1 protein-coding gene is annotated in these 16,557 nt (G+C 74.8%); it reads left to right on the top strand.

Annotated features, from left to right (window positions below):
* Positions 1-60 precede the first annotated feature (60 nt).
* A complete protein-coding gene (locus tag E6P78_RS04075; protein WP_136202110.1) occupies positions 61-16,515 on the top strand; it encodes a type I polyketide synthase in 16,455 nt (5,484 codons plus the stop codon).
* The last annotated feature ends 42 nt before the right edge of the window (positions 16,516-16,557 follow it).

Below are 16,557 nucleotides of genomic sequence, written 5' to 3'. Positions count from 1 at the left end.
TACGGCACCGGGCCCCGCCCCGTACCCGCGACCCGACTCGACCTCACGGCATGAACCGGCATGAACAAGGACTCGGTGGGACCCAACATGTCCAATGACGACGCACGGCTTCTCGACTACCTCAAGCGGGTCACGGCGGATCTGCACCAGACGCGGCGCAGGCTTCAGGAGGCCGAGAACCAGGACCACGAGCCCATCGCCGTCGTGGCGATGAGCTGCCGCTACCCGGGGGGCGTCTCCACCCCCGAGGACCTGTGGCGGCTCGTCGCCGAGGGCCGGGACGCCATCTCGACCTTCCCCACCGACCGGGGCTGGGACCTCGACGGCCTGCGCGGCGACGAGGCCGACGCCGCCTCCGGCAGCAGTTACGTGAACGAGGGCGGCTTCGTCCGGGACGTCGCCGACTTCGACGCCGGCTTCTTCGGGATCAGCCCCAACGAGGCGCTGACGATGGACCCGCAGCAGCGGCTGCTCCTGGAGGTGTCCTGGGAGGCGATCGAGCGCGCCGGGATCGACCCGGCGTCCCTGCGCGGCAAGCCCGTGGGCGTGTTCGCCGGCTCCGGAATCCAGGACTACGAGTACATCGTCGGGGCGGCCGGGGAGGTCGCCGAGGCCTACATGACCACCGGCAACGCCGCCGCCGTCATCTCCGGCCGCATCTCCTACACCCTGGGCCTCGAAGGTCCCGCCGTCACCATCGACACGGCCTGCTCCTCCTCGCTCGTCTCCCTCCACCTCGCCGCCCAGGCCCTGCGGCAGCGGGAGTGCTCGCTCGCCCTGGCCGGCGGGGTCATGGTGATGTCCACCCCGTCCCCGTTCATCGCGTTCAGCCGCCAGCGCGGCCTGGCCCCCGACGGCCGCTGCAAGGCCTTCGCCGAGGCGGCGGACGGCACCGGCTGGTCCGAGGGCGCCGGCATGCTCGTCCTCGAACGCCTCGCGGACGCCCGCCGCAACGGCCACCCCGTCCTCGCCGTCGTACGCGGCAGCGCGGTCAACCAGGACGGCGCGAGCAACGGCCTGACCGCCCCCAACGGCCGCGCCCAGCAGCGCGTCATCCGCCAGGCCCTGGCCAACGCCCAGCTCTCCGCCACCCACGTCGACGTGGTCGAGGGCCACGGCACCGGGACGACCCTCGGCGACCCCATCGAGGCGCAGGCCCTCCTCGCCACCTACGGCCAGGGGCGCGAGGAGGACCGGCCGCTGTGGCTGGGCTCCATCAAGTCCAACATGGGCCACGCCCAGGCCGCCGCCGGCGTCGGCAGCATCATCAAGATGGTCGAGGCGCTGCGCCACGGCGTGCTCCCCAAGACCCTCCACGTGGACGAGCCGTCGAGCCACGTCGACTGGTCCGCCGGCCGGGTCCGCCTGCTGACCGAGACCCGGACCTGGGAACGCACCGAGGACCGGCCGCGCCGCGCCGGCGTCTCGGCCTTCGGCGTGAGCGGCACCAACGCCCACGTGATCCTGGAGGAGGCCCCGGCGGCGGAACCGGCCGCGACCACGGAGACCCCGGGTGCCCCGGAGGCATCCGAGGCCCCCGCGACCGCCGCCGCGCCCCTGCCCGCCCTCCTGCCCTGGCCGCTCTCCGCCCGCGACACGGCCGCCCTGGCCGCGCAGGCCGACCGCGTCCACGCCCACATCGCGGCCACGCCGGAGCTGAGCGCCGCCGACCTCACGTACTCCCTGGCCACCTCCCGCGCCGCCCTCGAACACCGCGCCGTCGTCCTCGCGGAGACCCGCGACGCGGCCCTGACCGCCCTCGCGGCCCTGGCCGGGGAGGAGACCCACCCCGCGGTGCTGCGGGGCGTCGCCACGAAGGGGAAGGCAGCCTTCCTGTTCACGGGTCAGGGTGCGCAGCGGCTCGGGATGGGCCGTGAGCTGTACGAGGCGTTCCCGGTGTTCGCGGAGGCGTTCGACGCGGTGTGCGGGGAGGTGGACGCGCATCTCGGTGTGGCGTTGCGTGAGGTGGTGTGGGGGGAAGACGCGGCCCAACTGAACAGGACCGCGTTCGCTCAGCCCGCACTGTTCGCGTTCGAGGTGGCGCTGTTCCGGTTGGTCGAGGCGTGGGGCGTGACCCCGGACGTCGTCGTCGGGCACTCGATCGGTGAGCTGGCCGCCGCGCATGTGGCCGGTGTGCTGTCGCTCGCGGATGCGTCGCGGCTGGTGGTAGCCCGGGGCCGCCTGATGCAGGAGTTGCCGGCCGGTGGCGCGATGGTGGCCGTGCAGGCGAGCGAGGCCGAAGTCCTTGCCGTCCTCACCGACGGCGTATCCATCGCAGCCGTCAACGGCCCGCAGTCGGTCGTGGTGTCCGGCGTGGAAGCGGAAGCCCTGGCCGTGGGCGAGCACTTCTCAGCCATCGGCCGCAAGACCAGCCGCCTCGCCGTCTCGCACGCGTTCCACTCGGCGCTGATGGAGCCGATGCTCAACGAGCTCCGGTCGGTCGCAGGCGGGTTGGCATACGCGGAACCGGGCATCCCGGTCGTCTCCACCGTCACCGGGGCCGCCTCCTCCGCCTGGCAGTCCCCGGAGTACTGGGTCGACCAGGTCAGGCAGCCCGTCCGTTTCGCGGACGCGGTCGTCGCCGCCGAGGCGTTCGGCGCCCGTACGTTCATCGAGATCGGCCCGGACGCGGTGCTCACCGCGCTCGGGGCCGGGTCGGCCACCGACGAGGCGACCACGTTCGTCCCGCTGCTGCGCAAGGACCGGCCCGAGTCCGAGGCGCTGGTCGCGGGCCTGGGCCGGCTGTACACGACCGGTGTCAGCCCGGACTGGGAGGCGTTCTACGCCGGTACCGGCGCCCGCAGGGTCGAGTTGCCCACGTACGCCTTCCAGCGCTCCCGCTACTGGGTCGAGGGCAGCGGCTCGACCGGGGACGTCTCCGCCGCCGGTCTCGCCGCCGCCGGGCACCCGCTGCTCGGCGCGGTCGTCTCGCTCGCGGACTCCGGCGGTGTCGTCCTGACCGGCAGGGTCTCCGTGTCGGCGCAGCCGTGGCTCGCCGATCACGTCGTGGGGGACTCCGTGGTCTTCCCCGGAACCGGGTTCGTCGAACTCGCCGTCCGGGCCGGGGACCAGGTCGGCTGCGAATCGCTCGAAGAGCTGATGCTCCAGGCCCCGCTGGTGCTGCCCGCACGCGGTGCCGTCGCCCTCCAGGTCGAGGTCGGCGCGGCGGACGCCTCCGGGCGGCGCCCGGTCAGCGTGCACTCCCGCCGCGACGACCAGCCCGACCAGCCGTGGACGCTCCACGCGGCCGGGGTCCTGGCGGCCACCACCGCGGACCCGGCCCCCTTCGACCTGGCCGCCTGGCCGCCCGCCGGTGCCGAGCCCGTCGACACGGACGGGGTGTACGCGTCCCTGGCCGAGGCCGGTCTCGCGTACGGGCCGGCCTTCCGGGGGCTGACGGCCGCCTGGCGGTCCGGGACCGAGATCTACGCCGAGATCGCCCTGCCCGAGCGGGCGCGGGCGGACGCCGCGGCGTTCGGGCTGCACCCGGCGCTGCTGGACGCGTCCCTGCACGGTTCCGTGTTCACGGACCTCTTCGCCGATGCCAGTGGCCCGGTGTTGCCGTTCGTGTGGACCGGTGTCCGGCTGCACGCCTCCGGTGCCGGACGGCTGCGGGTCCGGATCGCCCCGGACGGCGCGGGTGCCGTCGCCCTGTCCGTCGCCGACGAGACGGGCCGGCCCGTGCTGTCCGTCGACGCGCTCGTCCTGCGTGAGGTCTCCGCCGAGCAGCTGGCCGCCGCCCGCACGGTCGCCCACGAGTCGCTGTTCGGCCTGGACTGGGCCGAACTCCCGGCAGCCGAGACGGGGTCCGCACCCGTCGACTGGTCCGGCCTGCGCGCGGACGGGCCCGTGCCCGAGAGCGTCGTCCTGCGTTCCCGGCACACCGGCACGGACCCGGCAACCGTCCGTGCCGCCACCACCGAGATCCTTGCCGCACTTCAGCACTGGCTCACCGACGACCGGTACGCGACCTCCCGCCTGCTCGTCGCCACCAGCGGCGCGGTCGCCCGTGGCGGCGAGCCCGGCGAGGACGTCACGGACCTGGCCGGGGCCGCAGTCTGGGGGCTGGTGCGCTCCGCGCAGGCCGAGCACCCCGGGCGGGTCCTCCTCGCGGACCTGGACGACCTCGCGGAAGACGCACAGGCCGCCGCCGCGCTGGCCGGCGGCGAGTCCCAGACCCTCGTACGCGGCACGACCGTGTACGGCGCCCGCCTCGTCCGCCTCACGGACGACCCCGAGACGCGCATCCGCCCCGACTTCGGGAACGGCACGGTCCTGGTCACGGGCGCGACCGGCGCACTCGGCACCCTGGTGGCCCGGCAGCTGGTGCGGGCGCACGGCGTACGGAGTCTCCTGCTGGTTTCCCGGCGCGGTGCGGACGCCCCCGGCGCGGCGGAGCTCTGCGCCGAGCTGCGCGAGCTGGGGGCGGAGGTCACGGTCGCGGCCTGCGACGTCGCGGACCGCGACGCCCTGGCCGCCGCCCTCGCCGGAGTGCCGCTGACCGGTGTCGTCCACCTCGCCGGTGTCCTGGACGACACGCTCATCGCCTCGCTGACCCCGGAGAGCCTGGACACCGTCCTGCGGGCCAAGGCCGATGCCGCACTCCACCTGCACGAGCTGACCCGGGACCTGGAGCTGTCGGCGTTCGTCCTGTTCTCCTCCGCCACCGGCGTGCTGGGCGTCCCCGGCCAGGCCAACTACGGCGCCGCGAACGCCCTGCTCGACGCGCTCGCCACCCACCGCACCGCCCACGCCCTGCCCGCCCGCTCCCTCGCCTGGGGCCTGTGGGCGAGCGGCATGTCCGGCACCCTGACCGACGCCGACCTCCAGCGCATGAGCCGCACCGGCATCGGCGCCCTCACCTCCGCGTACGGCTTGGACCTCTTCGACCGGGCCCTGACGGTCGACGCGCCCGTGGTCCTGCCGATCCGGCTGGACGTACGCACCCTCGCCGAGGCGGGCGAGGCGCTGCCGCCGCTCTTCCGCAAGCTGGTACGCGTACGGGCCCGGCGCGCCGCCGTCTCCGCGCCGGAGGCGGCCGGGGCGCTGCGCGGCCGGCTGGCCGGGCTCGACCGGGAGGAGCGGGAACGCGTCCTGCTCGACCTGGTCCGCACCCAGGTCGCGACGGCGCTCGGCTACCCGGACGCCGACGCCGTGGACGAGACCCGCGCCTTCAGCGAGCTGGGCTTCGACTCACTGACGGCCGTCGAGTTCCGCAACGCCGTCAGCGCCGCCGCCGAGGTCCGGCTGCCCGCGACCCTGGCCTTCGACTACCCCAGCCCGCGCGCCCTGGCCCGGCACCTGCTCGGCGAACTCGACGGCTCCGTCGCCGAAGTGAGCCCCGCCGGGCATGCGGCCGGTGCCACCGGGGAAGACGACGACCCGATCGTGATCGTCTCCATGGCATGCCGCTACCCGGGCGGGGTACGCAGCCCCGAGCAGCTGTGGCAGCTCGTCGCGGACGGCGTGGACGCGGTGTCGGACTTCCCCGCCAACCGGGGCTGGGATCTGGACCGGGTGTACGACCCGGCCGCCGAGCGCCCGCACACCAGCTACGCCAACGAGGGCGGGTTCCTGCACGAGGCCGGTGAGTTCGACCCGGCGTTCTTCGGGATCAGCCCCAACGAGGCCGCCACCATGGACCCGCAGCAGTTCCTGCTCCTGGAGACGGCCTGGGAGGCGTTCGAACGGGCCGGGATCGACCCGGAGACCCTGCGCTCCAGCATGACCGGTTGCTACGCCGGGATGATGTACCACGACTACGCGGCCAACAACAGCACGGGCGCCATCGCCTCCGGGCGCGTCTCGTACGTGTTCGGCCTGGAGGGCCCGGCCGTCACGGTCGACACGGCGTGCTCGTCCTCGCTGGTGTCCCTCCACATGGCGGCCCAGGCGCTGCGCTCCGGCGAGTGCTCGCTGGCCCTGGCGGGCGGGGTCGCGGTCATGGCGACCCCCGAGGTCTTCGTGGAGTTCAGCCGGCAGCGGGGCCTCGCCCCGGACGGCCGCTGCAAGTCCTTCGGCATCGGCGCCAACGGCACCGGCTGGGGCGAGGGCGCGGGCATGCTCCTGCTTGAGCGCCTGTCCGACGCCCGCCGCAACGGCCACCCGGTCCTCGCCGTGGTCCGTGGCTCGGCCCTCAACCAGGACGGCGCCAGCAACGGCCTCACCGCCCCCAACGGCCCCTCCCAGCAGCGCGTCATCCGCCAGGCCCTGGCCAACGCGGGCCTGACGGCCGCCGAGGTCGACGCGGTCGAGGCGCACGGCACCGGCACGACCCTGGGCGACCCCATCGAGGCGCAGGCCCTGCTCGCCACCTACGGCCAGGGCCGCGAGGAGGGCCGGCCCCTGTGGCTCGGCTCCATCAAGTCGAACATGGGCCACACGCAGGCGGCGGCCGGTGTCGCGGGCATCATCAAGATGGTCATGGCGATGCGCCACGGTGTGCTCCCGCCGACCCTGCACGCGGAGGAGCGCTCGGACCAGATCGACTGGTCCGCCGGAGAGGTGGAACTGCTGACCAGCGCCCGGGAGTGGCAGCCGGCCGGCCACCCGAGGCGCGCGGGCATCTCCTCCTTCGGCATCAGCGGCACGAACGCCCACGTCATCGTGGAAGAGGCTCCCGGGGTTCCGGAGGCCGAGGCCGGGGAAGGGGCCGAACTCCCCGCCGCCCCCTGGGTGGTGTCCGCCAAGAGCGCGGAGGCCCTGGCCGGCCAGGCGGAACACCTGCTGACCGTGGCCGGTGACCACAGGGCCGAGGACATCGGCTACTCCCTGGTGACGTCGAAGCCCGCGTTCGAGCACCGGGCCGTCGTCCTCGGCGACCGCACGGCCGCCCTCGCCGCGCTCGCTGCGGGCGAGGACCACCCGGGCCTGGTGAAGGGGTCCGCGCGTGCGACCGGAAAGTCGGCGTTCCTGTTCACGGGGCAGGGCGCGCAGCGGCTCGGGATGGGCCGTGAGCTGTACGAGGCGTTCCCGGCGTTCGCGGAGGCGTTCGATGCGGTGTGCGGGGAGGTGGACGCGCATCTTGGTACGGGGTTGCGTGAGGTGGTGTGGGGGGAAGACGCGGAGGCGCTGAATGCCACGTCCTTCACGCAGCCCGCGTTGTTCGCGTTCGAGGTGGCGTTGTTCCGGCTGGTCGAGGCGTGGGGCGTGACGCCGGACATGGTGGTCGGGCACTCGATCGGTGAGCTGGCCGCCGCGCATGTGGCGGGTGTGCTCTCCCTCGCGGATGCGGCGCGGCTGGTCGTCGCCCGGGGCCGTCTGATGCAGGAGTTGCCGGCCGGTGGCGCGATGGTGGCCGTGCAGGCGAGCGAGGCCGAAGTCCTTGCCGTCCTCACCGACGGCGTATCCATCGCAGCCGTCAACGGGCCGCAGGCGGTCGTGGTGTCGGGCGTCGAGTCCGAAGTCCTGGCAGTGGGTGAGCACTTCGCCGCTCTGGGTCGTAAGACGACCCGCCTCGCCGTCTCGCACGCGTTCCACTCCGCACTGATGGAGCCGATGCTCGACGCGTTCCGTGCGGTGGCGGCAGAGCTGACGTTCTCCGAGCCGCGCATCCCGGTCGTCTCGACCGTCTCCGGTGAGCTGTCGACCGCCTGGCAGTCCCCGGAGTACTGGGTCGGCCAGGTGCGCGAGGCCGTCCGTTTCGCTGACGCGGTCGTGGCCGCCGAGGCATTCGGCGTGCGTACGTTCATCGAGATCGGCCCGGAGGCGGTGCTCACCGCGCTCGGCGCCGGCTCCGCCACCGCCGAAGACAGCACTTTCGTACCGTTGGTACGCAAGAAGCGCGACGAGCCCGAGTCGCTGCTCGCGGCCGTGGGCCGGCTGTACGCGGACGGGGCCCGGGTCGACTGGGAGGCGTTCTACGCCGGTACCGGCGCCCGCAGGGTCGAGCTGCCCACGTACGCCTTCCAGCGCACCCGTTACTGGGTCGGCATGGACGAGTACCTGGCCAACTCCTGGATCGGCGGCGGTGGCAGCAGCATGGCGACGGCCGGGCTGGCCGATGCCGGGCATCCGCTGCTGGGTGCGGTGGTGCCGTCCCCGGACACCGATGTGGTCACGTTCACCGGCCGGCTGTCCGCCGGGACGCACGGCTGGATCGTGGACCACGACGTTCTCGGGAGCGTCCTGCTGCCGGGCACCGGCTTTGTCGAGCTGGCGATCCGGGCAGGTGATCAGGTCGGCTGCGCGGTGCTGGAGGAGCTGGCCCTGCAGGCGCCGCTCATCCTTCCCGAGCGCGGGGCGGTGACCGTGCAGATGGTCGTCGGTGCCGCCGACGCCTCCGCCCGGCGCTCGGTGAGCGTCTACTCGCGCGCCGAGGACCGCCCGGACCTGGCGTGGACCCTGCACGCGGACGGCGTACTCGCCCCCGGTACGGAGCCCACCGCGTTCGACCTCTCGGCCTGGCCGCCCGCCGGGGCGGAGGAACTGTCCCTGGACGGCGCCTACGAGGGGCTGCGCGAGCGTGGCTTCGGGTACGGGCCGACGTTCCAGGGCCTCAAGGCCGCCTGGCGAGTGGACGACGTGCTGTACGCGGAGGTCGCACTGCCGGAGCAGGCGCACGCGGAGGCCGAGGAGTTCGGGCTCCACCCGGCGCTCCTGGACGCCGCCATGCACGCGGCCCTCGTCAACGGCACCGGCGGCGACGAGACCGTCCTGCCCTTCGTCTGGCGCGAGGTGACCCTGCACGCGGCGGGCGCCTGCGCCGTGCGGGTACGCATCACGCAGCCCACCCCGGAATCCCTGTCCTTGCAGGTCGCGGACGCCACCGGGGCCCCCGTGGCCACCGTGGGCGCGGTCGTCGGCCGGCCCGTCTCCACGGAGCAGCTCAACGCGGGCGGGAACGACTCGCTCTTCCGTATCGCCTGGAACCCGCTGCCGGTCACGAACACCCCCGCACCGGACCCCGCCGTGTTCGAGTGTGCGGTGGCGGACGGGCACGGGGGCGCGGACGTGCCGGGTGCCGTGCACGGCCTGGTCGGGCGTGCGCTGGGAGCCGTGCAGGAGTGGCTGTCGGTGGACCGGCCCGAGGGCGCTGTGCTGGCCGTCGTCACGCGTGGCGCGGTGGCCGTGGCCGAGGGCGAGCCGGTCGATGTGCGGCAGGCCCCGGTGTGGGGTCTGGTGCGGTCGGCGCAGGCGGAGAACCCGGGCCGGTTCGTGCTGGTCGACTCCGACGGCTCGGTGCCGCTGGGGCAGGTGGTGGCTCTGGGGGAGCCGGAGTTGGTGGTGCGCGAGGGCGAGGTGCGGGTTCCGCGACTGGTCCCGGCCGCTTCGGGTGACGAGGCGGCGGCTCCGGTGTGGGACGCGGACGGGACCGTACTGATCACCGGGGGTACGGGCGGTCTGGGTGCCCGTGTGGCCCGCCACCTGGTGTCCGAGCACGGCGTACGGAGTCTGCTGCTGGTCGGACGCCGGGGCGCCGATACGCCCGGTGTCTCCGGCCTGGTGGCCGAGCTGTCCGGGCTGGGCGCCTCGGTCGAGATCGCCGCGTGCGACGTGGCGGACCGGGAGTCGCTGGGTGCGGTGATCGGGTCCGTCGACCCGGCACGTCCGCTCTCCGGTGTCGTCCATGTGGCCGGTGTCGTGGACAACGGCGTGGTGGGCTCGCTGACCCCCGAGCGGGTGGACGCGGTCCTGCGCCCGAAGGTGGACGCCGCCTGGCACCTGCACGAGCTGACCCGCGACCTGAACCTGTCCGCCTTCGTGATGTTCTCGTCCGCAGGCGGCCTCGTCCTGGCCGCCGGGCAGGGCAACTACGCGGCGGCCAACGTCTTCCTCGACGCCCTCGCCGCTCAGCGCCGGGCCGAGGGCCTGCCCGCGTGCGCCATGGCCTTCGGGCTCTGGGGCGTCGACACGGGGATGACCAGCGCCGACATGCTGGGCCCGGCCGAGGAGCGCATGGCGGCCCAGGGGCTGCCCGCGCTGTCCGAGGCGGAGGGCCTGGCCCTGTTCGACGCCGCGCTGGCGTCGGGCCTTGCGGCCACCGTTCCGCTCCGGGTCGACACGAACGTCCTGCGCGCCCGCGCCACCGAACTCCCGTCCCTGCTGCGGGGCCTGGTCCGCGTCCCCGTACGCCGTACCGCCGCCCAGTCCACGGACGGCGGCGACGGGCTCCTCGCCCGGCTGGCGGGGCTCGACGCGACCGCGCGGGCCGCGGCCCTGCTCGATCTCGTACGGACGCACGTGGCCGGTGTGCTCGGGCACGCGTCCGCCGACGCGATCGAGCCGGAGCGGGCCTTCAGCGAGCTGGGCTTCGACTCGCTCGCCGCCGTCGAACTGCGCAACCGGCTCGGTGCGGTGACCGGTCTCCGGCTGCCCGCCACGCTGATCTTCGACTACCCGACCGCGCACGCCGTCGCCGCGTACATGGGCGACGAGGTGGTCGGCTCGGACCGTGCCCTGCCCGTACCCGCCCGTGCCCTGCGCGCAGGCGGCGGGGCGGACGGGGAGGACGACCCGGTGGTCATCGTCGGGATGGGCTGCCGCTACCCGGGCGGGGTGACGACGCCGGAGGAGCTGTGGCGGCTCGTCGCGGACGGGGTCGACGCCATCGGCGACTTCCCGGCCGACCGGGGCTGGGACGCGGAGGTGTACGACCCCGAGCCGGGCACGCCCGGCCGGACGTACGCCCGCGAAGGCGGCTTCCTGTACGACGCGGCCGACTTCGACCCGGTGTTCTTCGGGATCAGCCCCAACGAGGCGCTGATGACCGACCCCCAGCAGCGGCTGCTCCTGGAGGTCTCCTGGGAGGCGATCGAGCGGGCCGGGATCGACCCGACGACGCTCAAGGGGTCCTCGACCGGGGTGTTCGCCGGGGTGATGTACCACGACTACGCGCTCGGTGTGGAGGCCGCGGCCAGCAGTGGCGGCAGCCTCGTCTCCGGCCGCACCGCCTACACCCTGGGCCTGGAGGGACCGGCCGTCACCGTCGACACGGCGTGCTCCTCCTCCCTCGTCGCACTCCACATGGCCGCCCAGGCCGTGCGCTCCGGCGAATGCTCGCTGGCCCTGGCCGGCGGGGTCGCCGTCATGGGCACCCCGGGCATGTTCATCGAGTTCAGCCGGCAGCGCGGGCTCGCCCCCGACGGCCGGTCCAAGTCCTTCGCCGCCTCGGCCGACGGCGTCGCCTGGGGCGAGGGCGCGGGCGTCCTGCTCCTGGAGCGGCTGTCCGACGCCCGCGCCAACGGCCACCCCGTCGTCGCCGTCCTCCGGGGCTCCGCCCTCAACCAGGACGGCGCCAGCAACGGGATGACCGCCCCCAACGGCCCCTCCCAGCAGCGCGTGATCCGCCAGGCCCTGGCCAACGCGGGCCTGACGGCGGCGGAGGTCGACGCGGTAGAGGCGCACGGCACCGGCACGACCCTGGGCGACCCCATCGAGGCGCAGGCCCTGCTCGCGACCTACGGCCAGGGGCGCCCGGAGGACCTGCCCCTGTGGCTCGGGTCCATCAAGTCCAACATGGGCCACACCCAGGCGGCCTCGGGCATCGCCGGGGTCATGAAGATGGTCCTGGCGATGCGCCACGGCGTGCTGCCGAAGACCCTCCACGTGGACGCGCCCTCGGACCAGGTCGACTGGGACGCCGGAAACGTCGCCCTGCTCACCGAGGCCCGCGCCTGGCAGCCGGAGGGGCACCCGCGCCGGGCCGGTGTCTCCTCCTTCGGCATCAGCGGCACGAACGCCCATGTGATCGTGGAGGAGGCGCCCGAGCCGGCGGCAGAGTCCACCGAGGGCCACGAACTCCCGGTCTTCCCCCTGGTGTTGTCCGGGAAGAGCCAGCAGGCCCTGGCCGCCCGGGCCGAGCGGCTGATGGACCGGATCATGGACGAGCCCGCGCCCGCACCGGCCGACCTCGGCCTGTCGCTGGCCTCCACCCGCACCGCGTTCGCCCACCGGGCGGTCGTCGTGGGCGCCGACACCGAGGAACTGCTGCGCGGCCTGACCGCCCTGGCCCAGGGGCGCAACGCCCCCGCCGTGGCGAGCGGGCAGGCACGCCGGAGCGGGAAGTCGGCGTTCCTGTTCACGGGGCAGGGCGCCCAGCGGCTCGGGATGGGCCGTGAGTTGTACGAGGCGTTTCCGGTGTTCGCGGAGGCGTTCGACGCGGTGTGCGCGGAGATCGACCCGCACCTGGGGATGTCGTTGCGCGAGGTGGTCTGGGGGGAAGACGCGGCCCAACTGAACAGGACCGCGTTCGCTCAGCCCGCGCTGTTCGCGTTCGAGGTGGCGCTGTTCCGGCTGGTCGAGGCGTGGGGGGTCACCCCGGACGCCGTCGCCGGCCACTCGATCGGTGAACTGGCCGCCGCGCACGTGGCGGGGGTGCTCTCCCTCGCGGACGCGGCGCGTCTGGTCGTCGCCCGGGGCCGTCTGATGCAGGCGCTGCCGGCCGGTGGCGCGATGGTGGCCGTGCAGGCGACCGAGGCCGAAGTCCTGCCCCTCCTCACCGACGGCGTATCCATCGCAGCCGTCAACGGGCCGCAGGCGGTCGTGGTGTCGGGCGTCGAGTCCGAAGTCCTGGCAGTGGGTGAGCACTTCGCCCCCTTGGGTCGTAAGACGACCCGCCTCGCCGTCTCGCACGCGTTCCACTCCGCGCTGATGGAGCCGATGCTCGACGCGTTCCGTGCGGTGGCGGCAGAGCTGACGTTCTCCGAGCCGCGCGTCCCGGTCGTCTCCACCGTCACGGGCGAGCTGTCGACCGACTGGCGGGCCCCGGAGTACTGGGTCGGCCAGGTCCGCGAGGCCGTGCGGTTCGTGGCCGCCGTGGAGGCGCTGGAGCGCCACGGCGTGACCCGGTTCCTGGAGATCGGGCCGGACGGCGTCCTGACCGGGCTCGCCCAGCAGGTCCTGGCCCAGGGCGAGGGCAACGGCGGCGAGGCGGTCCTCGTACCGTCCGTGCGCCGGAACCGTCCCGAGCCCGAGGCCCTGGCCACGGCCCTCGGCCGGTTGTACGCGGACGGGGCCCGGGTGGACTGGGAGGCGTTCTACGCCGGTACCGGCGCCCGCAGGGTCGCTCTGCCCACGTACCCCTTCCAGCGCAGCCGCTACTGGGTGGACGCGGCCAAGCCGGCCACCGATGCCGTCGCCGTCGGGCAGGACGCGTTCGACCACCCGCTGCTCGCGGCGGTCGTGGCGTCCCCCGACTCGGAGGCCGTGACGTTCACCGCCAGGGTCTCCCTGGACGCCCAGCCCTGGGTGGCCGACCACGCCGTGCACGGCTCCGTCCTGCTCCCCGGCACCGGCTTCGTGGAGCTTGCCCTCCAGGCCGCCGACCACGTGGGCTGCGGGCTGCTGGAGGAGCTGACGCTGTACGCGCCGCTGGTCCTGCCGGAGCGCGGCGGGGTCTCGCTCCAGGTCGTCGTCGGCGAGCCCGACGCGCAGGCCCGGCGCACGGTACGCGTGTACTCGCGGCCCGAGAGCCACCCCGAGGAGCCGTGGACCCGGCACGCGGACGGCGTCCTCGCCCCCACCGGCGGGGACGCGGGCGACGGGCTCACCGAGTGGCCGCCCGCCGGCACCGAGGCGCTGGACGCCGACGGCCTGTACGACGGCCTCCAGGAACGCGGGTTCGGCTACGGCCCGGTGTTCCAGGGGCTGACAGCGGCCTGGCGGCACGGCGACGCGCTGTACGCCGAGATCGCGCTGCCCGAGCAGGCGCACCCGGACGCCGGCCGCTTCGGCCTGCACCCGGCGCTGCTCGACGCCTCCATGCACGCGCTCGGCTTCGGCGGGCTCGGCGCGGAGGACGACGAGGGGCAGGCACTGCTCCCCTTCTCCTGGGCCGGTGTCACCCTGCACGCCGCGTCCGCGACCGCCGTACGGGTCCGGCTCGCCCCGGTCGAGGGCGTGCGCAACGCGGTGCGCCTGGACCTGAGCGACCCGGCCGGGGCGCCCGTGGCCTCGGTGGAGGCGCTGCGACTGCGGCCGGTGGCCGCCCAGCAGCTGGGCGGCGGCGGGTTCCGGGAGGCGCTGCTGGCCGTCGAGTGGCAGCCGGTCGGCGGCGGCAACGGGCCGCGCGGCGACTGGGCGGTCGCCGGACCGGGCCTGGAGGTCGCCGGGGTGCCGGTGGTCGCGGGGCTCGACGCGCTCGGCGACGCCGTACCGGACCTGGTGCTGCTGCCCGTCCTCGCGGACGGGGCCGGCGGCGGGCACGAGGTGCCGGCGGGGACGCGTACCGCCGTGGACGGGGCACTGGCCGCCGTGCAGCAGTGGCTGGCCGAGCCGAGGTTCGCACGGTCGCGGCTGGTGCTGGTGACCCGGGCGGCCGCGGCCGTCGCGGACGGTGACCCGGTCGACGTACGGCAGGCCCCGGTGTGGGGTCTGGTGCGGGCCGCGCAGGCGGAGAACCCGGGGCGGTTCGCGCTGCTCGACCTGGAGGCGGGCGAACCCGCACCCCGGGTGCTCGCCGCGGCCCTCGCCTCGGACGAACCCGAACTCGCCGTGCGCGGCGGCAAGGTGCTCGCGCCCCGGCTCGCCCGGTCCTCGGCGCCCGGCGGCGACACGCCGTGGGACACCGAGGGGACCGTCCTGATCACCGGCGGCACCGGGGGCCTCGGGGCGATCGTCGCGCGGCACCTGGTGACCGAGCACGGCGTACGGCACCTGGTGCTCGCCGGGCGGCGCGGGCTCGCGGCTCCCAACGCGGCCGGGCTCCGCGGCGAACTGGCCGCGCTCGGCGCCCAGGTGGAGATCGCCGCGTGCGACGTATCGGACCGGGCGGCCGTGGCCGCGCTGCTCGCGGGCATCGACCCGGAACACCCGCTGCGCGGGATCGTCCACGCGGCGGGCGTCGCCCACAACGGGCTCGTCGGGGCGCTCACCCCCGAGCAGATGGACCACGTGCTGCGGGCCAAGGCGGACGCCGCCTGGCACCTGCACGAGCTGACCGCCCACCTCGACCTGTCCGTGTTCGCGCTGTTCTCCTCGGCGGGCGGCCTCGTCATGGCCGCCGGTCAGGGCAACTACGCGGCGGCCAACGTCTTCCTCGACGCGCTCGCCGCCCACCGCCGCTCCCAGGGGCTCGCCGCCACCTCCATGGCGTTCGGGCTCTGGGCCACCGAGACCGGGCTCAGCCAGTGGCTCGGCGAGGCCGACCTCCAGCGGATGCGGCGCACCGGAACCCCGGCGCTCACCGAGGAGGAGGGCCTGTGGCTGTTCGACGCGGCGGTCGCCGCCGACGCCCCGGCGCTCGTCCCGCTCCGCGTCGACCTGGCCGCGCTGCGGGCCCGCACCGACGAGGTGCCCGCGCTGCTGCGGGCCCTGGCCCCCGCCGGGCGCCGGCGGGCCGGTGCGGCGGCCGTGGCCCGGGAGACCGGCGGGCTCGCCCAGAGGGTGCGCGGGCTCGACGAGGCGGCCCGGCTCAAGGCCGTGCTGGACGAGGTGCTGAACCATGCCGCCGAGGTCCTGGGGCACGCCGACGCCGGAGCCGTGGACGCCGAAGCGGGCTTCCTGGAGGCCGGATTCGACTCGCTGACCGCCGTCGAACTCCGCAACCGGCTCAACGCGGCCTCCGGGCTCGCCCTCCCCGCCATGGTGGTCTTCGACAGCAAGAACCCGCTCGACCTGGCCCGCCTGCTCGCCGGCCGGCTGGCCGCCGAAGGGAGCGACGCGGGGCAGAGCGCCGCGCCCGCCCCGGACGCGGCGGGCGCGGCGGGCGCCCTGGACGACACCCTGTACGGGCTGTTCCTGGACGCGATCATGGCGGGGAACATCAAGCCCGGCCTGGCGATGCTGCGGGCGGTGGCCGCGCTGCGTCCCTCGTTCGCCGCGGCCGCCGACCTGGCCGCACTGCCCGAGGCGGTCTCGTACGGGGCACGCACCAAGCCGGACGGGGATGGCCCCGCGCCCCGGCTGATCTGCCTCAGCACCCCGACCGTCGCCGGCGGCGTGCACCAGCACGCGCGGCTCGCGGCCCGGCTGTCGGTGCCGGTGTCCGGAATCCCGACCCCCGGCTTCGGGCGCGGCGAGTGGCTTCCGGAGTCGTTCGACGCGGCCGTCGACGTCCTCGCCGAGGCCGTACTGCGTACGGCGGACGGAGAGCCGTTCGTCCTGCTCGGCTTCTCCTCGGGCGGCCTGCTCGCCCACGCCACCGCGGCCCGCCTGGAACGGGTGCACGGGGTGCGGCCGGCCGGGCTCGTGCTCCTGGACACGTACTACATGGGCGCGGCGAACGACGCGATCTTCGACCAGATGGCGTCAGCCGTCCCCGACAAGGCGGCCACGCTCGGCTCCTTCAGCAGCGCCGAACTCTCCGCGATGGGCCGGTACGTGGAGCTGCTGCCGCAGTTCACGCAGGCCGACATCGAGGCGCCGGTGCTGTTCGTCCGTGCCGGGGACCTCTTCGAGGCGGGCGAGGAGGCCGGCGTCGGGAAGGGCGGCGACTGGCAGGCCGACTGGGAGGGCGCCGACACCGTGGCGACCGTACCCGGCACGCATTTCACGATCGTGGAGCAGCACGTCGACACGACGGCCCCCGTCATCGACGGCTGGCTGAAGGACCTGAAGGAGCGGATCTCCTCGTGACTGTTGAACGCCACACACCCGGACGAGCGCAGGAGGCGGGCC

This window comes from Streptomyces sp. A0958 (assembly GCF_004795035.1).
In the GTDB taxonomy this organism is placed as follows: domain Bacteria; phylum Actinomycetota; class Actinomycetes; order Streptomycetales; family Streptomycetaceae; genus Streptomyces.
This window is presented reverse-complemented; position numbering and strand designations above follow the sequence as displayed.